We start from the raw sequence: 25,639 nt of genomic DNA, 5'->3' as shown, positions 1-25,639 counted from the left end.
GTACAGCCTCCTCCATTTTCTTGAAGGACTGTACCTTTTTCGTATGAAAGGACTTTTTCAGTGCCCTCCGAAAGATGCGCGCTGCCCTTGATGAGCACAAGAAAAACGCCTAGCGGCGTCCTTGGTATAAACGATATGTGGCGCATGGGTGTGGATTGGAACGGGGTTCCGGTCGCTAATGCTTCTCCACCCCAGTCCCATTCCCTTGTTCTACTTTGAGCTGTCTTCCACTTCTCTTCTCCATCATGGGCTATCGCATAGCTATAACGACGGAACTACGGTGCGTTATTTCTTAAAACTTCCTGTTTTTCACCATGAAGAGGAACTGTGATGCGCTAAACGGGCAATTGCTAGCGTGTAACTCCCAATTTCTTTTGCATAGAGTACTGTAGTTCCGCGAAACGTCCATTTTAGCCGATATGACTAGCCATAACGCACCGTAGTTCCGCTAGCCCACTCATGATCACGTCTTTCAAAGAATCCAATGGTTCGGTGAACCGCTTACAGTACCATCTTTCCAAACCAAGCTTGCTCATCTTAAAACAACTAAAAAAAAGACGACCCTCACGGATCGCCTTTCCCACAATGCAACTTATTTCGCTGCGTCGTAACGTTTGCCTACTTCGGACCAGTTCACAACGTTCCAGAACGCTGCGATGTAGTCAGGGCGTTTGTTTTGGTAGTTCAGGTAGTATGCATGCTCCCATACGTCCAGACCAAGGATTGGCGTTTCGCCTTCGAAGATCGGGCTGTCTTGGTTAGGCAAGCTGTATACTTTAAGCTTTCCGTCTTTGCCAACTGCAAGGAATGCCCAGCCGGAACCGAAACGAGTTGTAGCTGCTGCCGCGAAATCGGCTTTGAACTTATCGAAACCGCCAAGCTCGCTTTCGATGGCTGCTGCCAATGCGCCTGTAGGTGCTCCGCCAGCTTCTGGACCAATTGTTTCCCAGAACAGGGAGTGATTCGCATGTCCGCCACCGTTGTTGCGAACCGCTGTGCGGATATCTTCAGGAACGCTGTTCAAATCAGCAATCAGGTCGTTCAGGGATTTCTCATGAAGCGCCGGGTGTTTGTCCAGTGCTGCATTGAGGTTTGTTACATATGCATTATGGTGACGGTCGTGATGGATTTCCATCGTTTTTGCGTCGATATGCGGCTCGAGGGCGTTGTTTGCGTACGGAAGAGCTGGTAATTGATGTGCCATTGTATAAAATACCTCCTAAAATTATGTAGTTCCTACTCCTTCATTATGAAGGAATTTAGATAATAAAGCAACAAGTATGTTTACTAAGTCAGACCCCTCGACGCTCAATTTCCTGGATGATTTGATTGTGAATATGAGTTCCTTGCTCATTGAGCCAAGGGGATAGGTCGCTCATGACTCTGTGATTGGCACGGAGCTCGATCTCTGTCCATTCATTGGGTTTAATGGAACTGAGCTCTTGCATATCCCGTATTTCCCGTGGATACGAATCTGACATGATGTTCACCTCCTAGCATTCCAACTATAAGCTCTCATAATCCTCCACAATTTATGCATGCATGCCTAAAGATAGCCGGGAAAAGACTGTCGAATTGGATAGGTTTGGGTATTTTTACACGAAATACTTTGTAAACGCTTGCAATTAAGCGCTTTCAGTAGAAAAACATAAAAAAACACAGTTTTTTGTGAATTTTAACACTTTTTCAGCAGGATTTCGGATTTTTTTGTCGTATTTACTAAATCACTAGAAAATGATTCCGACAAAAATTCATATGGAATTGGGAGAGAACCGTATGCACGTTCGTTCATTTCAGCTTGGAGATACTTCATCGGTAACTGAACTTCTGCAGGATGTACTATCGGAAACCTGTTACGAAGAGACGATTGAAGCCTTTGCCCGTCAACTATCTTGGGATACTGAACTTGTCTTGGTTGCTGAAGAAGAAGCGCAAATTGTAGGCTTGATTATTGGCACTATCGACAACAACAATGGCTACTACTATCGGATCGCGGTTGCAACGGAGTATCAACGCAAAGGGATTGGCAAAGCATTGATCGAAGCCATGAAGACGAGGTTCCTCCACCGGAACGTAAACAAAATTATGGTGACTGTTGATGCTCATAATGAGATTGTACTGCCTGTGTACGAATCCGCAGGGTACAGCACATCGGACTTTTCACGGGCTGCTCACCGTTTGAGCATCGTGAAGAAAGTCAGCGTTTAACAGATCCAATCTTTGTTTATGAAATGAAAACTGTTCGGACCATGGAAGCATATCTTTTCCGCCGTTGCAATTGGGGAGAAGATATGCTTTTCTATATAATATCGGAACAATTATCGGCAGAGAGCATAGAGGAGCTTTGAGACATGGATGTGTTCACGCCTTATGTGATAAAAAGCTTCAAGCATGACGGACATCTTCATCGAATGTGGCTTAGCAACTGGCGGGTTCCGGAAAGCATGCTTCATGCTGATCATCGGGAGCAGGAGATGATGGTGTTCATCAACAGCCAAACGAAGATCCAGGAAGCGGACGGCAAGGAATGGGTTAGCCGAATTCCGGGCGTATCTTTTTTTATCCCGAAAAAGTGGTTTAATATCGTAGCTTTAATTGAGGAGAACGGCATACGCTATTACTGCAATATCGCATCGCCGCTGTATGTGGCTGGGCACGTATTGACGTATATCGATTACGACCTTGATCTCATCCGGATGCCGGACGGTTCTGTTCATGTCGTTGACCAGGAAGAATACGAGCGCCACAAACTGTATTATCATTATTCCTCTCTTGTTGAAGAAAAAGTACAAGAAGGCTTGGCTGCCGTGTTGGAACTGGTGCATGCAGGCAAACCCCCATTTCAGGATGATCTGGTACTCTATTATTATGAGCAATGGGAAATGATGAGGAACGGAGGGGCCTAAGTGAGCTTCTTTGTACAGCGCAATGAACAAAATAAAGCAGCCTCCAGACGATCGGTAAATGATGAGGCCAAAAGCTTAACGCAAGAACTGTGGGATTGGACTAAATCTATTCTTGTAGCTCTGCTCGTTGTTATTCTAACGCATCAATTCGGTTTTAATCTTTCTACCGTACGGGGCAGTTCCATGCAGCCCACGCTGCAGGAAGGGGAGTGGCTGATTGTCAATAAAGCCATTACCTATCTGATGGCGCCAAAGCGCGGAGAAGTCGTCATCCTGCGGGAGCCCGAGGAGCGGGCTATGCCGGATCACCCGTATCTGGTGAAACGGGTGGTTGCCATTGCCGGCGATGAGGTGGAGAGCCGAAGCGGTGTTTTGTATGTGAACGGCGCTGAGGTGTTGGAGCCGTATACCGATTCGCCCATCAGCGACGGAGACTTCGGTCCGACCTATGTCGGGCCGGGGCACGTTTTCGTAATGGGCGATAACCGCCATGCGGCAGCAAGTCTAGATAGCCGCCGCTTCGGCAGTGTGCCGACCGGACTGATTCAAGGACGGGCGGAATTCGTCGTGTGGCCGTTATCGGTGGCCGCAAAGCTATAAAGAACTCGTGACAAATGAACGAGAGGTGAAGGGTAGTGGCGGTTTCCATCGCAGCAGGAACAGATGCGGATTGGCGCACGATCAAACAAGAGATTATGGAAGCCGCGTCATCGCTCGGTATTGATAAAGTCGGCTTCGCATCAGCGGAGCCGTTCTCCGCTTTAAGAGACATTCTTCTCCAGCACAGGGAGAAGGGGTACGAATCCGGCTTCGAGGAGCCGGACATCGAGAAGCGGGTACGCCCGGAGCTCAGCTTCGACGCGCCGAAGTCGATCATCGCGATCGCTGTCGCGTACCCGTCGAAGCTGCCGAATCCCCCTCGCTCGGAGCCGGGGGCTTACCGCGGGATCATCTCGCGCACCTCATGGGGCCGCGACTACCATGACGTGCTTCGCGACCGGCTCGCGAAGCTGGAGGCCTTCATCGCACAGCGCGTGCCTGACGCGCGGATGCAAAGCATGGTCGACACGGGCGTCCTTGTCGACCGTGCCGTTGCCGAGCGCGCTGGCATCGGCTGGAGCGGCAAAAATTGCGCGATCATCACGCCAGAGTGGGGCTCATGGGTCTATTTGGGGGAAATCATAACGAATATTCCTTTCCCTTCCGATACATCTATTATGGATCAATGCGGGGACTGCACGATTTGTATCGATGCGTGTCCGACTGGCGCGCTCGTCGGGCCAGGGCAGCTCGATTCGAGCCGCTGCATTTCATTCATTACGCAGACGAAGGGGTACGTGGATGACGCGTACAAGCTGAAAATCGGCAATCGGCTGTACGGATGCGATACTTGTCAGATCGTCTGCCCGAAGAATAAGGGCATGAACTGGACGCATCAACCGGAGCTTCAACCGGATCCGGAAAAGGTAAAGCCACTGCTGATCCCGCTTTTAACATTGACGAATAAAGAGTTTAAGGAACAGTATGGGAGCATCTCAGCCTCGTGGAGAGGCAAGAAACCGATACAGCGCAATGCGATTATCGCACTAGGGAACTTCAAAGATCAGACAGCGGTGCCGATTTTATCGGAGCTTCTGCTTACGGATTCGCGACCGGAAATTCGGGCGACTGCTGCATGGGCGCTTGGACGAATTGGCGGGGAAGAAGCGGCGGATGCGCTCGGACAAGCACTGGCTGGCGAGCGGGAACCGGAGGTTCAGCAGGCTATTGAGAAAGCAGCAAGCTTTCTCGTTGCGAGTGAGTGCTAGGAGAGTCCTTTACAGGGGCGAGAAATTTTCGCCTGTGTTAAGCCGCTTTACAATACGCATAAAGGATGATAAACAATGACACAGGCCCCAGAGTTGCTACGATATACAGAGGTATCCTCTCCTATAGGTCCGCTTGTGCTCGTCGCCAGCAGCAAAGGCCTATGTTCAGTCGAATTCGGCACTTTCACGCACAATCAAGAGAAGCTTCAGGCTTGGGCTGCGCGTTGGTTTGGGACGCATGAGCTTCAAGAAGACGAGCAGCATTTGCGGCCAATCGCGGAGCAGTTGAGGCAGTATTTTAATAAAGAAATCTATACATTTGAGGGGCCGCTTGATCTGCAGGGGACTGATTTTCAAAAGCGAGTGTGGAAAGCGCTTCTCGCTGTGCCCTATGGCAAGACGGCATCGTATAAAGATATCGCGGAAGCCATTGGCTCGCCCAAAGCTGTAAGAGCCGTTGGCGGCGCAAACAACCGCAACCCGATCCCTGTGATCATCCCATGCCATCGAATCATTGGTGCAAACGGGGAACTGGTCGGGTATGGGGGAGGGCTTCCTATCAAAGTGGTTTTATTGGCATTGGAGAGCAACTCGCAACTGGGAACAAACAATACAACTACCATGGAGTGAATCCTATGAAATATGTGCATTTGGATTCCGTTGAGCCTGGACAATATTTGGGGCGGACGATCTTTTCCAGCAACGGAGCTATTTTGCTATCAGAAGATGTGCAGCTAACGGTATTTATGATTAATACGCTGAACAGGATCGGGGTTACGATGATTTATATCAAGGACCCGAATCTGGAAGATGTCGAAATTCCCGAAATTATTTCAGAAGAGACGAAGCGAACCGTCATGAAACGGATGGGCGAAACGTTCGATTCCATTCGCTCTGGCAAGGAATTTAACACGCGATCGATCAGCGTTTCGATCAACACACTGCTAGACGAGGTCATGAAGAACAAAGACGTGCTTATCCAATTATCGGATATTCGCTCCCAAGATAACGAGATGTACGTTCACGCCACGAATGTGTGCATGATGTCTGTGCTTATCGGCATTAATATGGGACTGAATGAGGGCCAATTGAAAGAATTGGCGATTGGAGCGCTCCTGCATGATGTCGGCAAAATTGAGCTGATATCGGATGACGAATCGGTGGATCCGAAAATGCATCATACATGGCGCGGTTTCGAATTGCTCAAAAGTAAGCGGGAGTACAGCCTATTGATCGCGCATGTTGCCTTCCAGCATCATGAGACATTGGTTGGTGACGGTGTGCCTCGCGGCTTGAAGAGTGAGGAAATCCACTTGTATGCTAAGATAACAGCCGTAGCCAACATGTATGATAATCTATTGTTCGATGTCTCATTGGGCCGCCGTATGCAGCCTCACGAGGCCTGTGAACATATGATGGCGCTAGCCGGGACGAAGCTGGATCGGGAAGTGCTGATTCAATTTCTGAAAATTGTTTCTATTTACCCGACGGGAGCTTCGGTGCGCTTGTCTACGCGAGAATCGGGTGTCGTAGTCGGCCAGCATCGTGGTCTGCCTAGCCGTCCGATTATTAGAGTCATTAAGCAGGATGTGCTCGACAGGGAGCTGGAAATTAAGGAAATCGATCTGGCGAAGCATACGACTGTCTTTATCGAGCAGGTGCTAACGTGAGTTTGCTGATTTGAAAACGGATGAATAGAAATGCTATGATGAGGTAATCGATCATTTTTAATATTGGATAAGCAGGGGGCACGTTTATGTGGAGTATTATTATTCCAATTGTTACACTCATTGTCGGTTTGGTAGGTGGCTTCTTCATTGGGGTATTCTACTTGAGAAGGCAATTGGAATCGATGCAGAACAATCCGGAAATGCTGCAAAAAATGGCCAAGCAAATGGGCTACAATATGAACAAGCAGCAAATGAACAAAGTTCAGAACATGATGAAAAACCAAAAGTGGAAATGAAAAATGCTTGCGTCTTCAGAGGGCTATGCCGTGTAACCGCGCAAACGGTGAGTGGCATGAGCCCTTCCTCATATCGTTCGATATATCTAGGACGTACCAGTACTATCCAGAGGTGGCACATGCATGACGAACAATAAAGATCGAATCATGGAAGCTGCGATGGATTTATTTCATGATCAGGGCTTTCAGGGCACAGGTCTGGAGGAAATTCTGTCGACTAGCGGTGTATGCAAAAGTAATTTTTATTATCATTTTAAAAGCAAGGAAGAACTTGGCGTCAAGGTGATTGAACGTAAAGTGCAGGAGATGCAGGAATCCGTGCTGAACCCAAGTCTGGGCAACATGAACTTGTCCCCGAAACAGCGTGTGCTCCAATTGTTTGAGCGAATGCTGAGCTTTTGCGAAGAGCATGAGTGCCGCAAAGGCTGTTTTTTCGGTAACATGGCACTTGAGCTTAGCGACCGTTCAGAGGAGCTGCGAAAGCCGCTCAGCCGCTTTTTCAGCGAGCTTGAGGCGAAGGTCGAGAGCTGTTTGCAGGAGGGCCGTAATCTGGGCGAACTGTCATTAAAGGGCTTAACGCCTGCGGAAATCGCTCTGCCGATTGTTTCCATGCTGCAAGGCGGCGTGCTGCTTACGAAGACACATAAAGATAGCGCTGCGCTGCGCGACAGCATTAAGCTGCTTGCGATTTGCATGGGGTAAAAGAAGAGGAGTGGAAGAAAGATGGCATCCATCGAATACAAAAATACGAGAGTGGCCGAGAACCGCGAACTCATCGAACAGCATGTCAGGGAGATATTGCGCCTGATTGGCGAAGACGTTGATCGCGAAGGGCTGCTGGACACGCCTGCTCGTGTAACGCGTATGTACGAAGAAATTTTTGCAGGTTATGATGCGAACCCTCGCGATGTGCTGGGCGTCACCTTTGACGAACAGCATGAAGAGCTGGTGATCATTAAAGATATTGTGTACTACAGCCAATGTGAGCATCATATGGCGCCCTTTTTTGGTAAGGTGCATGTCGGGTACCTCCCAAGCGGTAAAGTTGCCGGATTGAGCAAATTCGCGCGCCTTGTGGATGTCGTGACCCGTAAGCTGCAGGTACAGGAGCGGATTACCTCCGAAATCGCCGACATTTTGGATGATGTGCTGAAGCCCCATGGCGTTATGGTCGTCGTTGAAGGCGAGCATATGTGCATGTGCTCCAGAGGCGTGAAAAAATACGGCAGCCAGACTGTAACATCAGCGGTTCGCGGTTCCTTCCGTAGCGATCCTACACTGCGGTCAGAATTTTTATCCTTATTAAAATAAAGCAAAAAAAAGCTATACAAAGGGATGTGCATGATGACAATAGTCTTGTGCTGCATCCCTTTTTTGATCGGCGGCGGTAGGTACAGCTTGTTGTACAGAGGGCGAATATAGTATTCTTTATCATAACAATAAAACCTCAAATGACTACCGGGCGTGCTAGCGGCATGAATCGGATAGGAGGAGAGAGAATACACGGATCGGCTTGTTGACAAGAAGAATGGACACATGACTTCCCATGGCAACAGCCCCTTGAGGGAGGCAAGCTTATGAACGACATACGGAAATACCGGCCCGGGGAGGCCGCTTCTTCCAAAGCGAGCGAAGAACGGGATGAATTTGAGAGAGATTACGCTAGATTAATACAATCGCCGGCATTTCGCAGACTGCAGGGCAAATCGCAAGTATTCGGCGCTGGTTCCGGCGACTATTACCGGACAAGGCTTACCCACTCGCTTGAAGTGGCGCAGATCGCCCGTGAAGTGGCGAAGCGTCTTGAACGTACCAACCCTTTCCTGAAAAAGAGGGAGCATCCGGGTTTAATCATTGACCCGACGGTAGTCGAATGCGCTTCGCTGGCGCATGACTTTGGGCACCCGCCCTTTGGCCATAAAGGGGAAGAAGTGCTCAATCATCTGTTGATGAAGGAATACGGGCTGAAATATGAAGGAAATGCGCAAAACTTCCGGATCCTCATGTATTTGGAAAAGCGCGCGGGTAGTGATAGCGGTTTGGATCTTACCGCAGCGGTACTGCTCGGGATTAATAAATATCCCTTCCTGATCGAAGAAGAAGGCAGGTTGAAAGGCGTTTATGGCGCCGAATGGGACGTCATTAATGAGCTTCGCTCGCAGTGGAACATGCCGGAAGGGTGCTCTACCTTGGAAGCGCAGCTGATGGATTTATGCGATGATATTGCCTATTCGACACATGATATTGAAGACGGTATACGTGCAGGCAAAATTCAAATGAACGCCACCTTCTTCGAGGATCAAAGGCTGCTTCGCCATCTGGTGATGGAGATTCTGAACGACCCGAACAACAAAAAGTTCGGTTGGGAAGAAGTCGACCTTGAGCAAATGGTACGTCAAGTATTGGCGAGCTATCTGGAGCAGTGGCAGGAAATCTTCAGTGAGTGCAACCGTGAGGAGTCGCGGACGCGCAGGGAAATGAAAGCGCGTTGGGTCAGCTCCTTCGCGAATCGTGTGGACATCATTGACGATCCTGCTAAAGGCTGGAAGAAGCTAACGCTTGTCAAGGATGAAGCTGAAGACATGAACTTGCTGCGGACGATGGAAATATTGAAAAAGCTGGCCTGGGTCACGCTGATCAAGGATTTCCGCGTACAGCGTCTCCAGAAAAGAAGCGAAATCATCGTGGAGCGCCTGTGGGACTCCTTCATCGACCCGGACAAAGGTCAGTGGATCATCCCGCCGGATTGGATGAATAGCTATGAACGACATAAGGACAATTGGAGCTGGCCGCGTTTTATTGCCGATTACATATCGGGAATGACTGACGCTTACGCGGAGAAGGTGTACGCGGAGCTGTTCGCGAGCAAGTCCGGCTCGATTTATGAGATGGATTAGAGGAGAAGGGCGTTACAGGGTGGGAGGTTGGAGGAGCCCGGGCTGTAGCGCCTTTTTTGGCGCTTACAGCGGGTGGTGGAGCGAGCAGGAGTAGCGGCAGTTGGCGGTAAGGGCGGATTAGGGCGTTACAGGTAGGGAGGCAGGAGAAACCCGGGCTGTAGCGCCCTTTTTGGCGCTTACAGCGGGTGGTGGAGCGAGCAGGAGCAGCGGCTGTTGTCTGTAAGGGCGGATTAGGGCGTTACAGGTAGGGAGGCAGGAGAAGCCCGAGCTGTAGCGCCCTTTTTGGCGCTTACAGCGGGTGGGGAGCGAGCGGGAGTAGCGACAGTTGTCTGTAAGGGCGGATTAGGGCGCTACAGGACAGGAAGCAGGAGAAGCCTGGGCTGTAGCGCCTTTTTTGGCGCTTACAGCGGTAGGGGAGCGAGCGGAAGTAGCGGCCGTTGGCGGTAAGGGCGGATTAGGGCGTTACAGGGCGGGAGGTTGGAGGAGCCCGGGCTGTAGCACCCTTTTTGGCGCTTACAGCGGGTGGTGGAGCGAGCAGGAGTAGCGGCCGTTGGCTGTAAGGGTGGATTAGGGCGTTACAGGTGAGGGAGGCAGGAGAATCCCGGGCTGTAGCGCCCTTTTTGGCGCTTACAGCGGGAGGTGGAGCGAGCAGGAGTAGCGGCTGTTGTCTGTAAGGGCGAATTAGGGCGCTACAGGGCGGGAGGGAGAAGTGGCCCGGGCTGTAGCGCCCTTTTTGGCGCTTACAGCGGGTGGTGGAGCGAGCAGGAGTGGCGACCGTTGTCTGTAAGGGCGGATTAGGGCGTTACAGGTGAGGGAAGCAGGAGAAACCCGGGCTGTAGCGCCCTTTTTGGCGCTTACAGCGGGTGATGGAGCGAGCAGGAGTAGCGGCTGTTGTCTGTAAGGGCGGATTAGGGCGTTACAGGTGAGGGAAGCTGGAAAAGTCCGGCTGTAGCGCCCTTTTTGGCGCTTACAGCGGCAGGGGAGCGAGCGGGAGTAGCGACTGTTGGCTGTAAGGGTGGATTAGGGCGTTACAGGTGAGGGAGGCAGGAGAATCCCGGGCTGTAGCGCTTTTTGGCGCTTACAGCGGGAGGTGGAGCGAGCAGGAATAGCGGCTGTTGTCTGTGAGCAAAAAAATATCGACCCCTTCCGGGGCCGATTTTATAGAGAGGAGGGAATACCAAGGTCGGGTCTTGCTTGAGAAGCTATCTCCATTAGGAAATTAAGGGTTCGGCTGATATAGGCTTGCGGTTCGGCACGATAGAGAAGCTCATGCTGGGCGTCAGGAATAATCCACAGCTTGTCGGATGATTCCCTTTGTCCCTCGAACATATCCTCAATCAAGCCATAAGGCGCTTTGCTGTCATTCGTCCCGTGAATGAAAAAGATGGGCATCGGGTATTGGTTGCTGGTCACCTTATTGGAAGGCACGTCATGTAAGCTAATTCCGTTCAGTAGCGGAAAGAACACACGGACGAGCGATAAGGAAGGGAACTTAGGAACGTTTACATACTGTTTCATATTATGGTAAAGGGTGTCTGGATTTAGTAAAAAAGTGCTGTCCAAAATCATGCCCGCGATATCGCTGCCACTTTGGAGGGCGGCTTGCAGAGCGGTTCCAGCTCCCATAGAGAAGCCCCAAATGTAGATAGGTCCATCCGTATTGTGTTTGATGTAATCAACCGCTCCAAGCAGCTCTTGGGATTCTTGGATGCCGCCTGTCATTAGGTGCTCATTGCCGGGTTGCACATATCCGTAATCAAACATCAGCACATTGTAATTTTGCATATGAAGCTCACGGGCTAAGTTATAGATCGGAACCCAAAGTTCTTCGCGGTTGCCGCCGTAGCCATGAGAGAAAATGACGGTTTTACTGGAGTTTCCTGGGATGAACCAGCCATCGAGATTGGATGTGCCGTTACGGCTTGGGAAAGAAATATTGCTATAAGGCAGTCCTGCTGCTTGCATAGGATTGGAATGGAGCGGATCAATATGCGGCCGTGCAAGCGTCCAGGCAATATAAGCATGAAAAGACAACAGTAAGGAAGTACATAGGGTTAGGAAAGAAATGAGGATGGTGAGAACCAGCCTTTTTTTGCGCAGCAGCGGTTTCGTAACGATTTCTTCTAATGGAGCTTGCAGTGATCCGGAGCCAGGTGTTATGGATGTAGTTGACATGGCGATTCCCCCCTTAGTTGTTGGATTAGGTCAAGTTGTGGTTTTCGTGTAGGAGTCAGGCAAAAGTTGGCAAATTGACGAAATATTCAGACAAGTATTCTCTTAATTTAATGTTAATCTGTATGCGCTTTCAAGTCAATGAGGATGCGGCAAATGTAAGCCTACTGTAACCGTTCTGTAATAATGGTAAAAACTGATGTTTACCTTTACTGAACCTAGGAGTTTGGTTATACTAGAAATAATTCAGTTTCATGAGGTGAAACTTCCTGGGATTATCAGAAGCCGATGGGAAAACCTTTTAAGGAGCCCCAGTGAAGCTTATCAGTGATAAATTACTGTGACATGATGCGGGTTTAAATGCCATAAGAAAGCCGTTTTTGCGACTCGAGAACATATTCTTTCTGGCGTAGAAAAATAAGGTGCGGTAGGACAGCGTTGTCGACCGCCAAAATGAGAGTGGTGTGAAGCTATGGAGGATGCCAAGCTGACCGTTCGCGCGGTAGAGCGCGCTTTAGATATTTTGCTTTGTTTTACGAGTACGTCGGAATTGACCTTGACGGAAATATCCAGCCGGGTAGAGCTGCATAAAAGCACTGTCCACCGGCTGCTAGCCTCCTTGGAGGGCAAGGGCTTTATCATGCGCGACAGCGCTACTGATAAATACAGGCTGGGCTATCGGGTGTGGGAGCTGTCCGCCAACCTGTCGAAGGAAGGCGACCCCGGCATCATTCTGCTGCCGGAGATGGAACGGCTGCGCGACCAGCTCGGCGAGACGATCTCGCTGTACGTGCAGGACGGCCTGGAGCGGGTGCGCATCCAAGCCGTGCAGAGCAACCATGCCATTCGCCGCGTAGCCCCTGTCGGGGCGCGAATGCCCTTATACGTCGGCGCCTCGAGCAAGGTGCTCGTCGCCTTTGCTGAGCCTGCTGTGCAGGAGCAGCTGCTTGCCTCCGCCGATTGGCCGGCGGGGCTGGATCAGGCTGCGTTCCTACAGCAGCTGAGAGACACAGGACGCGCGGGCTTCGCCACGAGCGTCGAAGAACGAGAGCCCGGTGCGGCGGCAGTGGCCGCACCGGTTCTTGACCGCAGCGGCCGGCTCGTCGCCGCCCTGGCGGTTTCAGGCCCAGCGAACAGGCTTACGCTGGAGCTGATGCAAGAGCAAGCGCCGCTCATCATGGAGGCGGCGCGGCACATGGGGACGATGCTGCGCTAAGCGCAGTGTCCCCATGCCCTATCCTTCATCGACGGCTAGCACGCCGATGGGGGATGTTTTGCTTCTAGCAGGTCATACTAGAAGAGGGGAAGGGAGTGGCAACGTGAGATGAGCAAACCGGCCTCTATGCTGGCCATCTGGATCAGCCTTGCCAGCAACATCGTACTGACCGCCATCAAAATCGTGGTCGGCCTCGTGTTCCAAAGCCAAGTGCTTATCGCCGACGGCATCCATAATGCAGGCGACGTTATTGCATCGGCAACGGCTTACAGCGCCATGCGCGTTTCCTCCAAGCCTGCCGATGTCGATCACCCTTACGGTCATGGAAAAGCTGAGGTGCTGGGAGCATTTATTGTCGCCATCATCCTTGGCGGAGCCGCAATTTATATGGGCTACCACTCTATTCACGCGCTGTTCGAGCCATCAGCTCCCGCCCATATCATTGCCTTTGCCGCAGCGGCCATCTCCCTGATTTGGAAGCAGATTCTGTATGTGTACACGATGCGCATCGGACGCAAAATGAACAGCAAGGGCTTGATGGCTACCGCGTATGATCATCTTGCCGATGTGTATGCGTCTATTGCAGCCTCAGTCGGGATTGGCTTGGCCTTGATAGGCGAGCACTTTGCCATTCGTTTCTTAGCCTATGGAGACCCTGTAGCGGGGATTATCGTCTCCTTTCTGGTGCTGAAGCTAGCTTGGGAAATGGGCAGGGAATCTTTTGATATTCTGATGGAGCGAAGTGTAGGCACTGGTCAAATCGCGGAATATGCCGCGTTGATCCGTTCCGTACCGGAGGTTAAGCGCATTGATCGTTTGCGTGCCAGAGAGCATGGTCACTACATATTGGTCGATGCCCGGCTCGGTGTTTCAGGAACACTGACTATTCAGGAAGGGCATGATATAAGCCGCCTGATCAAGCAAAAAATCAAAGAAGCGCACAGTGATGTGGATGAGGTTCTCGTTCACTTGAATCCGTGGTATGAGGATGAGCAGCCGCGCTGATAGACATCAAAAAGAGGTTGCCTTAGGTCTTTGTGAAGACTAGGGCAACCTCTTTCTTTTTTATTTGGCAAAAATATGGCTGTCAATTTTTACAGTTTGCGGACGCGACCAAATCCATGAACTTGTTGCTGTGTCAGGATTGAAATAATAAATGGCACCTTTGGTGGGATCCCAACCTCGTACAGCATCTTGAGCAGCCAGGTAGGCTGTCGAATTTGGTGTCAACCAGTACTGACCGTCGCTGACGGATGTAAATGCGCCTTCCTGGAAGACGATATCGTGTAAGTTATTCGGAAACTGGCTCGATTGCAAACGATTCATGAGAACCGCTCCTACCGCGACTTGGCCTTCATAGGATTCACCGCGGGCCTCGCTATAAATAACTCTGGCTATAATATCCAGATCGGCTTGATTGACGGAATATTTTCGTAAAGCATTCCATGTGTTTGTTCCAGTAACGCCGTCTGCAGTCAGGCCGTAATTGTACTGGAAGTTTCGAACAGCTGCTGTAGTGGCAGAACCGTATTTGCCATCGATTTGCGGCTGATAGTAACCTAGCATTTTCAAGCGGAATTGAACATCCCAGACATCTCCGCTTTGACTTCCTTGCTTTAATGTAGCTGCTGTTGCCGCGTAGGTTGGCTGACTATAGCTCCCCAGTGCGGGTGTAAGGCCGATTGCCGCGAACAGCATGACAAGGACGAACCTTTTGAATGATTTCATCGTTATCTCCCCTTTCGCTTACTAAACATTATAGTGGCGGGAGGGAGCTCGCTCAACCCACAGTTATTGGCACTTCGCATCAAATAAAAAAGCCCAAGGCAGCCTCGCAGGCAGCCTCAGACTTTTGATTGTTGAAAATTAGGGGTGTCTCGCTTAGTTTTTCTCAGCGATAATTTGACGAAGAACGGTTTGCAGAATACCGCCATTACGGTAGTAGTCTACGTCAACCATGCTGTCCAGACGCACAAGTGTGCTGAAGTCGAAAGTTGAACCATCTTCACGAGTTGCTGTTACTTTCACGGAAGAACCTGGTTGAACATCGTTGCTCAGACCCGTGATATCGAATGTTTCACGACCCGTGATACCAAGTGTTTTCCAGCTGTCGCCATTCACGAACTGAAGCGGAAGCACGCCCATACCGACCAAGTTACTGCGGTGGATACGCTCGAAGCTTTCTGCGATAACGGCTTTGACGCCAAGCAAGAATGTACCTTTGGCTGCCCAGTCACGGGAACTTCCAGTACCGTACTCTTTACCTGCGATAACAACCAGGTTCGTGCCAGCATCTTGATACTTCATGGAAGCATCATAGATGGACTCAACTTCGCCAGTTGGCAGGTAAGTCGTTACGCCGCCTTCTGTTCCTGGCGCCACTTGGTTACGAATACGGATGTTCGCGAACGTTCCGCGCATCATCACTTCGTGGTTACCACGACGGGAACCGTAGGAGTTGAAGTCTTCTTTTTTCACGCCATGATTGATCAGGTATTGACCTCCAGGGCTGTCGACTTTGATGTTGCCCGCAGGGGAGATGTGATCCGTTGTAACGGAATCGCCCATGAGCGCCAATGTTTTCGCGCCGCGGATATCCGCGATATCATCAAGAACAGTACCCAAATCTGTGAAGAAAGGAGGCTCTTGGATGTAAGTAGAGTTGGAATCAAACTCATACAGATCGCCTTCCGGAACTGCGATTTGGTTGAAGCGCTCGTTCGCACGGAACACGTTGTTGTATTTCTCACGGAACATATCTGCGTTCAAAGCCGTATTCAGAGCATCTTGGATCTCTTGGTTTGTAGGCCAGATGTCTTTCAGATATACAGGCTTATCGTTTTGGTCATAACCGATAGGGTCTTTAGCCAAATCAATGTTCACTGTACCTGCAAGCGCATATGCCACTACAAGTGGAGGAGAAGCCAGATAGTTCGCTTTAACTTGAGCGTGAACGCGGCCTTCGAAGTTACGGTTACCGGAAAGAACAGCAGCTACCGTCATATCGTTGTCTGCGATCGCTTTGCTCACTTCATCTGGAAGCGGACCGGAGTTACCAATACAAGTTGCACAGCCATAACCTGCAACGTGGAAACCAAGCGCTTCAAGGGATTCAAGCAAGCCAGCTTTTACAAGGTACTCAGTAACAACCAAGGAACCTGGTGTCAGGGAGCTTTTTACGTAAGCTGGTTTTTTCAGGCCGAGGGCAACAGCTTTCTTCGCCACAAGTCCTGCGCCTAGCATTACGCTTGGGTTGGATGTATTCGTACAGGAAGTGATAGCCGCAATAACGACTGCGCCTGTACCCATTTTGACAGTTTCGCTCGGATAAGCAACATCCACGACTTCTGCGATTTTCTCTTCTGTCAGGCCATATCCGCCTTTGTCGATTGGCGTACGGATGATGGAGTTGAAGGACTCCTTCATGTTTGTAAGCTCAATGCGGTCTTGCGGACGTTTAGGACCTGCCAAGCTTGGTACAACTGTGCTCAGATCAAGCTCGATCACGTCAGTGAACACTGGATCTGGAGTTGCATCCGTGCGGAACATGCCTTGTGCTTTGTAGTAAGCTTCTACAAGAGCGATTTGGTCTTCTTCGCGGCCAGTGCTTCTCAGGTAGTTCAACGTTTCGGAGTCAACAGGGAAGAAACCGATGGTTGCGCCATACTCAGGAGCCATATTGGCTACAGTCGCACGGTCAGCCAAGGAAATGTTGCTCAGGCCAGGGCCGTAGAACTCAACGAATTTACCTACTACACCTTTTTTACGAAGGGTTTGCGTGACGGTCAGAGCCAAGTCAGTCGCAGTTGCGCCTTCTGCCAGGGAGCCAGTCAATTTGAAACCGATAACTTCAGGTGCTACGAAGTAAAGCGGTTGTCCAAGCATACCAGCTTCTGCTTCGATACCGCCTACGCCCCAACCTACAACGCCAAGGCCGTTGATCATGGTTGTATGGGAGTCCGTACCTACGAGGGAATCCGGATACACGACAGTTTCGCCGTCGATTGTTTTCGTAGCGGCTACGGAAGCCAGGTACTCCAGGTTAACTTGGTGAACGATACCTGTTGATGGAGGTACAGCACGGAAGTTATCAAAAGCAGTTTGCGCCCAACGCAAGAAGCGGTAGCGCTCTTCGTTTCTTTCGAACTCTAGGTTAATGTTAGTTTCGAGTGCGTCCGGGGATCCGAAAGCATCGACCATAACAGAGTGGTCAATTACAAGATCTACAGGAACAAGCGGGTTGATCCGTTTTGGATCTCCACCTTCACGAGCCATTGTCGCACGCATTGCCGCAAGGTCAACGACGACAGGAACCCCTGTGAAGTCTTGAAGAACGATACGAGCAGGGATGAAAGGAATTTCTTTGTTTTCATCGCGGCCGTTCGCCCAGCCTGCAATTTGTTTTACGTGTTCGCTTGTAATCGCTCTGCCGTCGAATTGACGAACAGCGGCTTCAAGCAACACTTTAATGGAGAAAGGCAAGTTAGAGATCGTTCCGTTACCTTGGCTTTCAAAGTCCGGAAGAGAGTAGTACTGGAAAGATTTGCTTCCGACGCTTAACTGCTTACGCACGGAAAAAGAGTCCTTATTGGACATGGGTTATTCCTCCTTCAATATCTTCATCATTGGTTTCAACTAATGAAACTCAATTTCATTATCCCTCTACTTCAAGTATACCGTCTCCACATGCTTTTCGTAAAGAATTATTTCAATCATTTTTACCGCATAATTGACATATATTGAACCAATTCAAGCCTAAATAGGCTAGTCCTACAGATGAAACGGAAGATAATTCTAATTCCCTCGGGTTGCCGGCTGCAAAGCCTTAAAAACTGCCAGAAAGTCGCGCATCAACCTAGTTATAAATGCCTAGTGAAATGTAAATCTGCGTTACGATGAAAGCTTTCCTAAAGGAAAGCTCAAGCCTATGCTTACGATGCAAGTTTTCCTTCGGAAAACTCTTAGGAGGTAATCCCCATGTCCTGGAAAACAGCGCTTTATAATTACGTTCACGCCAAAAATCAATCGGAGCTTGAGGGCTCATCTGTACCTATGGAAATACACGTCTCAGACAGCGCTTTTTTACAGAAGCAGGATAAAAGGCTTCAGAAATGGATGGACAGTTACCGTGACCGCGATGCGAAGCTGCTGCGCAATGAGACGAAATTGCGCCTCGCTGGTGTCAAAGAAACACCCTATGGTGTTGTCGCGGATATCGGATTACGGCGCTCGACGCAATATCGGCTTGGCTCATTCGATCACTTGGAAGAGCGTTTAGAGCTAGAACGGGTTTTCATCGAATCCATTTCGGGCAGATGGCTTGTCAGTCGGTCAGAGGCTTTACAATCAGAAAAGCAGCCTTCCCCTAAACAGCGGAGCGTTTTTCCGCCCGATTATGAGGAGCACTCTCAGGACCTGCATACAGCGCCCTCTCTTCCTTATATCAACTATAGTATACTCAACAACGGAGCTTCAGAATCCGTCCCTCGCAAAATCATTTATAATAGGGCGAAAGCCGTGGAGTATGCAGAAACATGGTGGAACGGAGCCAATCCCAAATATGTTGAATTCGAAGTGGATTGCACCAGTTATGTATCGCAGTGCCTCTTTGCAGGCGGGGCTCCAATGAACTATACTGGAAAAAGAGCTTCGGGCTGGTGGTACGTAGGCAAACAGGGTTCTCAGGAGCTTTGGAGCTTTAGTTGGGCGGTTGCCCAAAGCTTGCAGATGTTTTTGTCATCCAGTCGCAAGGGGCTGCACGCCTTTGCCATGGACGATCCGAGGGAACTCGGGCCGGGTGACGTCATCTGTTATGATTGGGACGGGGATGGGCGTTATCAGCACAATACGATTGTTATTGGGAAAGATGCTGGCGGAATGCCGCTGGTGAATGCGCACACGTATAATAGCCGAAACCGATACTGGGCCTATAAGGATTCACCTGCCTGGACGGAGCGAACGAAATACAAGTTTTTCCGGATTGCCGATGAAATGTAAGCAGATTCGTAAAGAAACAGACGGAGGTACGCAATGAGCCGCAAAATACGAGTAGGACTAATCTACGGAGGGAAATCCGGAGAGCATGACGTGTCCTTGCAAACAGCGCTCGCTGTTATGAAAGCAGTAGACTTCAATAAATATGAAATAACACCTTTTTACATAACCAAAAAAGGGGAATGGAAGAGCGGCTCAGCGCTGCTTGGGCCTGTAGCGTCCAAGGAAGCGTTAACCTTCGGAAGCGCTTCAGCTTCAGAGCCTTCGGCTTCCAACGCGCTCGCGCCGATTTTCGGGGCGATTCAAGCGAAGGGCGAAGTAGCGATTTCTACGTCATCTCCCTCCGTGGGCGCTGCCGAGCCAGGGCTTGATGTCATTTTCCCACTGTTACACGGAACGTTCGGTGAAGACGGAACCATTCAAGGCTTGCTGGAAATGGCAAATATCCCTTACGTAGGCGCAGGCGTACTCGCTTCCGCTGTCGGTATGGATAAAGTGATGATGAAGAAAGTGTTCGCGCAGGAAGGGCTTCCTCAGTGTGTGTTTCGTCACTTCACGCGCACCGAATGGGAGAAAAATCGTGCCTACCATTTGATGGAGCTCGAAACAGCGATCGGATATCCGTGCTTCGTGAAGCCGGCTAACCTTGGCTCAAGCGTAGGGATTTCGAAGGCGAGGAATCAAGAGGAATTGATTCAAGCGGTAACTTTTGCTTTCCAATACGATCGCAAAGTGATTATTGAAGAAAATATCGATGCCAGAGAGATCGAAGTAGCTGTGCTGGGCAATGATGAGCCTCAAGCATCTGTAGCGGGCGAAATCGTGTCTTCGAATGAGTTCTACGACTATAAAGCAAAATATATGGACGGCAAATCGGCTATGGTTATTCCCGCAGATATTCCTGCGGATACAGCCGAGTACATTAGAAAGCTGGCTATCCAAGCCTTCCAAGCGGTGGACGGCAGCGGGCTATCCCGCGTGGACTTCTTCTTGGGTAAATCCGATCAGAAGGTATACATTAATGAAATCAACACGATGCCGGGCTTTACCCCATTCAGCATGTATCCGCTCCTGTGGCAAGAAACAGGCAAACCTTATGCGGAGCTGCTGGACGACTTGATCCGTCTGGCCATCGATCGACATACAGTGAAACAAGGTATCCAATATACTTTTGATGTGGAGTAGATGACTATGGGATTTCAAACTGAATTCAATTCCGTCTGCAAGTTTAAATCCGAGCAGGAGCTTTACGAGCTGCTGGAATATGGACGCGGCAAAATGGTGAAAAGCGGCTTCCGTGTGTTTCCCACCGGGCAAAAGGTCATCGCGTATTCCCCGCACAATCAAGCGATTGCGATCGTTAAGATCGTAGCCTCGATAGCTGAAATCAATTTTCAGGGCGAAGAAGTCACACAAGTCGAGATGGAACTGGTTCGCAGGCTCACCGAGGACGAGGCTCGTGTGCAAACGGCGCTCGCGGATGAGATGTTTTTCGGAGAGCAGGCATAGAAAGAAGTTTTTATAAAATAAAGAGACACCGTCTTAGCAATCTTAGCGACGGTGTCTCTTTATTTTGCCTATTCATTCTGGGGAGCTGTTATTACTTCACATCTAGATTTGCCACAAGCTCGTCCAACAGCAGGTTTGCAGCTTTATAGCCGCCTGCCAGGTTCCAAACGACTTCATTGACTCTCTTAACCTTGTTTGCCTTCGCTACGTTCAGGTTTTTGAAGAGCGGATCATCGATCCATTCTTTCGCTACTTTAGCGCCATCCGTTGAACCGGAGTTTTCGGAGACGAAATAGAAGAGAATGTCGCCATCCATATCTGGAATGCGTTCTTTCGTCAATTTCTCGATAAATTGATCTTTATCCTGGGAAGCCGGCCTTGCAATGCCAAGCTGGTTTAACAGCACGCCGCTAAATGTTTGCTTTTGATAGATACGGACATCATTAACAGTGAAGCGGACAATGGATACTTTCGTAGCAGTTTTAGCTCCCAGCTTCGCTTTTGCATCGGCTACTTTTTTGTCAAAGTCGGCCAGTGCTTTCTCGCCTTCCGCTTTTTTGTTCAAAGCATCGGTGTAGAGAGCAAAATTTTTCTTCCAATCCCCGGCCAAATCGGCAGCGAAAACAGTGGGTGCAATGCTCTTCAATTGCTCATAGATTTTCTCGTGACGAACTTTATTCCCGATAATCAAATCAGGCTTCAAACTTGCAATTACTTCTATGTTAGGTTGGGTTTCATCTCCTAATTCTTTAACACCCTGCATGTCCGCTTTAATGTGGTCATACCAAGGATCCCCTACCCAGGATTTCACGGCGCCTACTGGTTTCACACCTACCGTGAGAAGGGCTTCAGTCCCTTCATTGGTCAGTATGATGACACGCTGAGGCGTTCCTTTTATTTGGGTTTCACCCATAGCGTGCTTAATGGTGCGAACTTCGTCGGTCTTGGCAGATGCAGACGCAGCAGGAGTTGCCGTAGCTGCAGATGGGCTAGGTGAAAGTGTTGAGGAAGCAGTCTGCTTGGCAATTGAGCCACACCCTGCGAGTACGAGCAGAAGAGCAGGGATGATCAGTAAAAATGAAAGTGAGAAGCGGTTCTTAAACAACGTAGTATCCTCCAGTATCTTAAAATAGTCAAATTTTTGATAATGAGAATCATTATCAAAATAATAATAGCTCGGTTTCCATAACTTGTCAATGCCTTTAGGCGGGAAAGAAAAGAGATTTCGCTTAGGTACTACAGCAAATTAGTACTTACTCTAACTTAGATGGAGGGCTACAATGATTCTACTCAAGTTAGGTGAAGGAAGTGAAAGTTATGCTGCAAGATCGGGTGAAGGTGCGGAAATTAACGGCCTATTGGTTATTTAATATTCTTTTAGGAGTGCCTACTTCCTATGTTTTTATCTTTATCATTATTAAGTATTATGGCTTGTTGTCTCCAGCCCTGCGGTACGAGCAGTATGAGGGACTTGGGGTGCTTTTTGTTTATTTATTGATTTGGCTTAGCGGTAATTACGCCAGTCTGCGTCAAGAAAGCGGGAGCACGAGGATCGGCATGCTTGTATTAAGTCCGATGCTTGTCATTGCTTCAGCTTTTATTAGTTATCAAATTATAGCTTTGTTCACGATGTGAGGGGGAGTCTTGACGTGTATGCACCGCTTCCAGGGAGGGTACGCTAGAAAGATCAAGCTTGCATATTTTTTTGGAGGTCAACTTCCATGATTGTTCGTCTCGGCTACGTGGCTATGTCCACATCGGTGAAGAACGCATCCCCGTCCAAAACGATGACAGTCACCAACTTCAGCAAGCTGAATGACCGGGAAGCGGCTATTCGCAAGCTCGAACGTATTGGTGCGGAAAATTTACATAATACGCTGAGGCTGCTTCGCCACAACCGTGCGCACGACATCATGGTGTATCGCTTCTCTTCCAAGCTCATACCGCTCATTGGACATGAGCTGCTGGAGGACTGGGATCCCCTGCCGACACTAGCGGCCGAGTTTCAAGAGATTGGCCGTTATGTAAAGCAAAATGGGATGCGTGTCAGCTTTCACCCCGATCATTTCACTGTGCTCAGCACACCCAAAAAGGATGTGCTGAAGAAATCTGTCGAAGATCTGGAGAGGCACTGTGCCATGCTTAACGCGATGGGTCTGGGCTTTGAAGCTATGAATAATATTCATGTTGGCGGCAGCTATGGCGATAAAGAGAAGGCGGGTAAGCGCTTCGTGCAGCACTTTCGGGAACTGCGGATCGATGTACAGAAGCGCATTACACTGGAGAATGACGATAAAACGTTTACCGCATTAGAAACGCTGGAGCTTGCCGAGCAGGTAGGCGCTCCGATGGTGCTGGACATTCATCATCATGAGGTGAATAACAGCGGGGAGCATGCAGCCGAATTGTGGCCGAGAATCATGCGGACTTGGGTGCGCGAAGAGGGCGAACTACTGGATCACGAGTCAGCATCACTGCCTCCAAAAATCCATGTATCCAGCCCTAAGAGTGAGAAGGATCCAAGAAGCCATGCGGATTATGTCGAGACAGAACCGCTTCTTGCTTTTCTGCAAGCGATCGCTCCGGTGACGCCAAGGCTGGATATGATGATTGAAGCGAAAATGAAAGACGATGCCTTATTCCGGCTAATGGAAGATCTGAAGCGGCGGGAAGGTGTTTCTGCGCTTACACAAGCGTCAATCGAGTTATAGCTTGGACATTTTTTCCTTGAAATGTTCTGTGAAATGGGGTACTTTGGAGGGTGGGAAGAATAGTACAATCCATTGTTGAGAGGGGTTTCTTACTGCGATGAATCAACTGTTAACCGGAAAAAATATATTAGTTATGGGTGTTGCCAATGACCGCAGCATCGCATGGGCTATCGCTCAATCGCTAGCAGCGCAAGGCGCAAAGCTAGTTTTCACTTATGAAAATGAACGCGTAGAGGAGCGTGTTCGCAAGCTGGCCGATACGATTCCCGGTTCGACGCTCATGCCTTGCAACGTAACCGTTGATTCGGAAATCGAAACGCTGGCACAGACATTGAAGGAGCAGTTAGGCGTGGTTCACGGCCTCGTACATAGTATCGCATTCGCAAGAACGGAAGAGCTGGAGGGCTTGTTCGTCGACACTTCGCGCGATGGATTCGCTTTGGCGCAGGATGTCAGCGCGTATTCGCTTGTCGCTGTAGCGAAACGCATCTACCCGCTGATGACAGAGGGCGGTAGCATCATGACGATGACGTATCTTGGCGCTGAGCGTGCGATGAAGAACTACAACGTCATGGGTGTTGCCAAAGCAGCTTTGGAAGCAAGCGTGCGCTATTTGGCAGCTGATCTGGGTCAGTTCGGCATTCGCGTGAACGGCATCTCGGCAGGCCCTATTCGTACCTTGGCTGCCAAGGGCATCAAGGATTTCAACTCAATCCTTCGCCAGGTAGAGGAGAAAGCGCCGCTTCGCAAAACGACAGAGACGGCAGAAGTTGGCGATACGGCCATGTTCCTCATGAGCCACTTGTCGCGCGGCATCACGGGCGAAGTCATTTATGTGGATGGCGGATACCATATCGTTGGGGTTTAACGCATTCAAAAAGGGTGTTCCACAGGTCTTTTAGACCTGATGGGCGCCCTTTTATTATGCTTCATGTAAAATTGTACGAATAATTTGGGATGAAACGCACTAGTATTATAAACGTATTATTTACTATACTGGAGCTACATAACAAATTGAAAAAAAGAAAGAGTTGATATAAATGGCAAATGGGACACAGGAGCCTTTCGTAGTAGGGAGCAAGAGCTTTACGGCTGTGGCGATTAATACAGCGGCTAAAGCTGGAGAGTGGATCAAGAGCAAGCTGGGAGACATTAATCGGATCGATACGAAATATTCGTCGCACGATCTTGTCACGGAAGTGGATAAAGGCTCGGAGAAACTGATTCGCAATCTGATCATGACACATTTCCCCGGGCACTCGTTCTTGGGGGAGGAAGGGGTTGAGCCCGGACCGGAGGCTTCCAGCAAAGCGCTGCAGAAGGTGAGTGATGAAGAGTATCTATGGATCGTTGATCCGATTGATGGAACGACGAATTTCGTCCACGGGTTTCCTTTCTTCTCCGTTTCTATCGCTTTGGCTCACAAAGGTGAAGTGATTGTCGGTGTCGTGTATGACCCAACGCGTGACGAACTGTTCGTTGCCGAGAAGGGCAAGGGCGCCTATATGCATGGCAAAAAGACGGTGGTATCGCTTGAAGGCAAGCTGTCTGACAGCCTGATCGCAACCGGCTTTCCGGCCGACCGGCATGGAGCGCTGCCGATCAATTTGAAGGGCACCATGGAGCTGGCGCCGAAAGTCAGAAATCTTCGCTCGGGAGGTTCGGCAGCACTCCACATGGCTTACGTGGCAGCAGGACGGCTAAGCGGGTTCTGGGAAATTGGGCTGAATTCGTGGGACATCGCAGCTGGCGCGTTATTGATTCAAGAGTCGGGCGGTCATGTGACCGACACGGCAGGTGAGCCTTATCACCTGGCAGTTCGCAATGTGTTGGCTACAAACGGGCACATTCATGTTGAGCTGCAGGAAGAGCTGGCAAAGGCTCAAGCGACTGGCTTGTAAGCTTATGTGATGAATAGGCATATGAATCAGCATCTATTAGGATGATTAACGTGACACAACGCGCACCCGGGATTCGCGCACGTTGGGAAAGGGAGCTGCTGCGGTAGCGCCCTTTTTGCTATTGTAAGCGCCTTGGCAGAGTTGGGAGGATAAACTTATATGCGAAATAACGTGTTCATCATCGAAAAAAGATGGTTGTATGCTAAACGAGCGGAACATAGGTTTCTTATTGAGAGTAAATAGTTGCTTTTGGCACATTCGCGGAACCTGGCGGCGCTATTCGCAAGAAAAAGCGGGATTTTGACTCTAATTTACGGGTTTAGCGCATTGTAGTTCCTTCTCATAGGTGAGAATAGGCCTGTTCGGCAGAATAACGCATCGTAGTTCCACGAGTTTCTGACGGTTGAGCTGATCATAGCTGAGCCAAGCCAAATCAAATCATTCAAGCCCCTTGTTAGATTTCTCACAAAGAATCATTGCAAAGGGCAGGGGTTATCATTTACAATTATTATGATAATGAGAATCAGTATCGTTACATGGCTGGTGCGGTAACTGAACT

25 protein-coding genes are annotated in these 25,639 nt (G+C 49.7%); 19 read left to right on the top strand and 6 right to left on the bottom strand.

The window, feature by feature from the left end:
- Window positions 1–592: 592 nt before the first annotated feature.
- Window positions 593–1,204, bottom strand: coding sequence for a superoxide dismutase (locus ABRS97_RS25200; RefSeq protein WP_367818564.1), 612 nt, complete (start codon window positions 1,202–1,204; stop codon window positions 593–595).
- Between the two features lie 88 nt (window positions 1,205–1,292).
- Complete coding sequence (locus tag ABRS97_RS25195) at window positions 1,293–1,481, bottom strand: hypothetical protein (RefSeq protein WP_367818562.1); 189 nt, start codon at window positions 1,479–1,481, stop codon at window positions 1,293–1,295.
- A gap of 295 nt (window positions 1,482–1,776) precedes the next feature.
- On the opposite strand from ABRS97_RS25195, the gene ABRS97_RS25190 reads away from it, so the two are divergent.
- The 10 genes from ABRS97_RS25190 to ABRS97_RS25145 all read left to right on the top strand — a co-directional run bounded on the left by ABRS97_RS25190 (window position 1,777) and on the right by ABRS97_RS25145 (window position 9,577).
- A complete protein-coding gene (locus ABRS97_RS25190; protein ID WP_367818560.1) occupies window positions 1,777–2,208 on the top strand; it encodes a GNAT family N-acetyltransferase in 432 nt (143 codons plus the stop codon).
- A 143-nt stretch (window positions 2,209–2,351) separates the two neighbouring features.
- Window positions 2,352–2,906 (top strand): DUF402 domain-containing protein, encoded by a 555-nt coding sequence (locus ABRS97_RS25185; protein WP_367818558.1) that lies wholly within the window; start codon window positions 2,352–2,354, stop codon window positions 2,904–2,906.
- Window positions 2,907–3,506: a signal peptidase I gene (gene lepB, locus ABRS97_RS25180; RefSeq protein ID WP_367818556.1), complete on the top strand. Its 600-nt coding sequence runs from the start codon at window positions 2,907–2,909 to the stop codon at window positions 3,504–3,506.
- A gap of 35 nt (window positions 3,507–3,541) precedes the next feature.
- Window positions 3,542–4,714, top strand: a complete 1,173-nt coding sequence (gene queG, locus ABRS97_RS25175) for a tRNA epoxyqueuosine(34) reductase QueG (RefSeq protein ID WP_483312499.1) — start codon at window positions 3,542–3,544, stop codon at window positions 4,712–4,714.
- A 75-nt stretch (window positions 4,715–4,789) separates the two neighbouring features.
- Window positions 4,790–5,344 carry a methylated-DNA--[protein]-cysteine S-methyltransferase gene (locus ABRS97_RS25170; protein WP_367818554.1) on the top strand — a complete coding sequence of 185 codons (555 nt, stop codon included), beginning with the start codon at window positions 4,790–4,792 and terminating at the stop codon, window positions 5,342–5,344.
- A 5-nt stretch (window positions 5,345–5,349) separates the two neighbouring features.
- Window positions 5,350–6,384 carry an HD-GYP domain-containing protein gene (locus tag ABRS97_RS25165; protein WP_367818553.1) on the top strand — a complete coding sequence of 345 codons (1,035 nt, stop codon included), beginning with the start codon at window positions 5,350–5,352 and terminating at the stop codon, window positions 6,382–6,384.
- 86 nt (window positions 6,385–6,470) lie between these two features.
- Window positions 6,471–6,680: a YneF family protein gene (locus tag ABRS97_RS25160; RefSeq protein ID WP_367818551.1), complete on the top strand. Its 210-nt coding sequence runs from the start codon at window positions 6,471–6,473 to the stop codon at window positions 6,678–6,680.
- Between the two features lie 123 nt (window positions 6,681–6,803).
- Window positions 6,804–7,382: a TetR/AcrR family transcriptional regulator gene (locus ABRS97_RS25155; RefSeq protein WP_367818549.1), complete on the top strand. Its 579-nt coding sequence runs from the start codon at window positions 6,804–6,806 to the stop codon at window positions 7,380–7,382.
- 21 nt (window positions 7,383–7,403) lie between these two features.
- The gene (gene folE, locus ABRS97_RS25150; RefSeq protein ID WP_367818547.1) at window positions 7,404–7,991 is read left to right on the top strand and encodes a GTP cyclohydrolase I FolE; all 588 of its coding nucleotides are present in this window, start codon (window positions 7,404–7,406) and stop codon (window positions 7,989–7,991) included.
- A gap of 266 nt (window positions 7,992–8,257) precedes the next feature.
- Complete coding sequence (locus ABRS97_RS25145; protein ID WP_367818545.1) at window positions 8,258–9,577, top strand: deoxyguanosinetriphosphate triphosphohydrolase family protein; 1,320 nt, start codon at window positions 8,258–8,260, stop codon at window positions 9,575–9,577.
- A gap of 1,158 nt (window positions 9,578–10,735) precedes the next feature.
- On the opposite strand, the gene ABRS97_RS25140 is transcribed toward ABRS97_RS25145, so the two are convergent.
- The gene (locus tag ABRS97_RS25140) at window positions 10,736–11,752 is read right to left on the bottom strand and encodes an alpha/beta hydrolase (RefSeq protein WP_367818544.1); all 1,017 of its coding nucleotides are present in this window, start codon (window positions 11,750–11,752) and stop codon (window positions 10,736–10,738) included.
- 469 nt (window positions 11,753–12,221) lie between these two features.
- Between ABRS97_RS25140 and ABRS97_RS25135 the strand changes: the two genes are divergently transcribed.
- Together ABRS97_RS25135 and ABRS97_RS25130 are read left to right on the top strand one after the other, a co-directional pair.
- On the top strand, window positions 12,222–12,965 hold the full coding sequence (locus ABRS97_RS25135) for an IclR family transcriptional regulator (RefSeq protein ID WP_367818542.1): 744 nt from the start codon (window positions 12,222–12,224) through the stop codon (window positions 12,963–12,965).
- A 108-nt stretch (window positions 12,966–13,073) separates the two neighbouring features.
- Window positions 13,074–13,970 carry a cation diffusion facilitator family transporter gene (locus ABRS97_RS25130; protein ID WP_367818541.1) on the top strand — a complete coding sequence of 299 codons (897 nt, stop codon included), beginning with the start codon at window positions 13,074–13,076 and terminating at the stop codon, window positions 13,968–13,970.
- A gap of 60 nt (window positions 13,971–14,030) precedes the next feature.
- Here ABRS97_RS25130 and sleB read toward each other — a convergent pair whose 3' ends face one another.
- Window positions 14,031–14,693, bottom strand: coding sequence for a spore cortex-lytic enzyme (gene sleB / locus ABRS97_RS25125; RefSeq protein WP_367818539.1), 663 nt, complete (start codon window positions 14,691–14,693; stop codon window positions 14,031–14,033).
- Window positions 14,694–14,846: 153 nt separating this feature from the next.
- On the bottom strand, window positions 14,847–17,561 hold the full coding sequence (acnA, locus tag ABRS97_RS25120; protein ID WP_367818537.1) for an aconitate hydratase AcnA: 2,715 nt from the start codon (window positions 17,559–17,561) through the stop codon (window positions 14,847–14,849).
- Window positions 17,562–17,942: 381 nt separating this feature from the next.
- Between acnA and ABRS97_RS25115 the strand changes: the two genes are divergently transcribed.
- Genes ABRS97_RS25115 through ABRS97_RS25105 form a run of 3 tightly spaced genes read left to right on the top strand, consistent with a single transcriptional unit; the run spans window position 17,943 to window position 20,468 of the window.
- Complete coding sequence (locus ABRS97_RS25115; RefSeq protein WP_367818535.1) at window positions 17,943–18,962, top strand: amidase domain-containing protein; 1,020 nt, start codon at window positions 17,943–17,945, stop codon at window positions 18,960–18,962.
- A gap of 33 nt (window positions 18,963–18,995) precedes the next feature.
- A complete protein-coding gene (locus ABRS97_RS25110; RefSeq protein ID WP_367818533.1) occupies window positions 18,996–20,144 on the top strand; it encodes a D-alanine--D-alanine ligase in 1,149 nt (382 codons plus the stop codon).
- Between the two features lie 6 nt (window positions 20,145–20,150).
- The gene (locus ABRS97_RS25105) at window positions 20,151–20,468 is read left to right on the top strand and encodes a hypothetical protein (RefSeq protein ID WP_367818531.1); all 318 of its coding nucleotides are present in this window, start codon (window positions 20,151–20,153) and stop codon (window positions 20,466–20,468) included.
- Between the two features lie 91 nt (window positions 20,469–20,559).
- Here the strand turns inward: ABRS97_RS25105 and ABRS97_RS25100 are convergent, their stop codons facing one another.
- Window positions 20,560–21,573: an ABC transporter substrate-binding protein gene (locus tag ABRS97_RS25100; protein ID WP_367818529.1), complete on the bottom strand. Its 1,014-nt coding sequence runs from the start codon at window positions 21,571–21,573 to the stop codon at window positions 20,560–20,562.
- Window positions 21,574–21,785: 212 nt separating this feature from the next.
- Between ABRS97_RS25100 and ABRS97_RS25095 the strand changes: the two genes are divergently transcribed.
- From ABRS97_RS25095 to ABRS97_RS25080, 4 genes are all read left to right on the top strand, one after another.
- The gene (locus ABRS97_RS25095; protein WP_367818527.1) at window positions 21,786–22,103 is read left to right on the top strand and encodes a hypothetical protein; all 318 of its coding nucleotides are present in this window, start codon (window positions 21,786–21,788) and stop codon (window positions 22,101–22,103) included.
- A gap of 86 nt (window positions 22,104–22,189) precedes the next feature.
- A complete protein-coding gene (uvsE, locus tag ABRS97_RS25090) occupies window positions 22,190–23,179 on the top strand; it encodes a UV DNA damage repair endonuclease UvsE (RefSeq protein WP_367818526.1) in 990 nt (329 codons plus the stop codon).
- Between the two features lie 97 nt (window positions 23,180–23,276).
- Window positions 23,277–24,047, top strand: coding sequence for an enoyl-ACP reductase FabI (fabI, locus tag ABRS97_RS25085; protein WP_367818525.1), 771 nt, complete (start codon window positions 23,277–23,279; stop codon window positions 24,045–24,047).
- A gap of 172 nt (window positions 24,048–24,219) precedes the next feature.
- Window positions 24,220–25,080 carry an inositol monophosphatase family protein gene (locus ABRS97_RS25080; RefSeq protein ID WP_367818523.1) on the top strand — a complete coding sequence of 287 codons (861 nt, stop codon included), beginning with the start codon at window positions 24,220–24,222 and terminating at the stop codon, window positions 25,078–25,080.
- Window positions 25,081–25,639: the final 559 nt, after the last annotated feature.

Source organism: Paenibacillus tabacirhizosphaerae (genome assembly GCF_040812395.1).
Classification (GTDB): Bacteria; Bacillota; Bacilli; order Paenibacillales; family NBRC-103111; genus Paenibacillus_E.
This window is presented reverse-complemented; position numbering and strand designations above follow the sequence as displayed.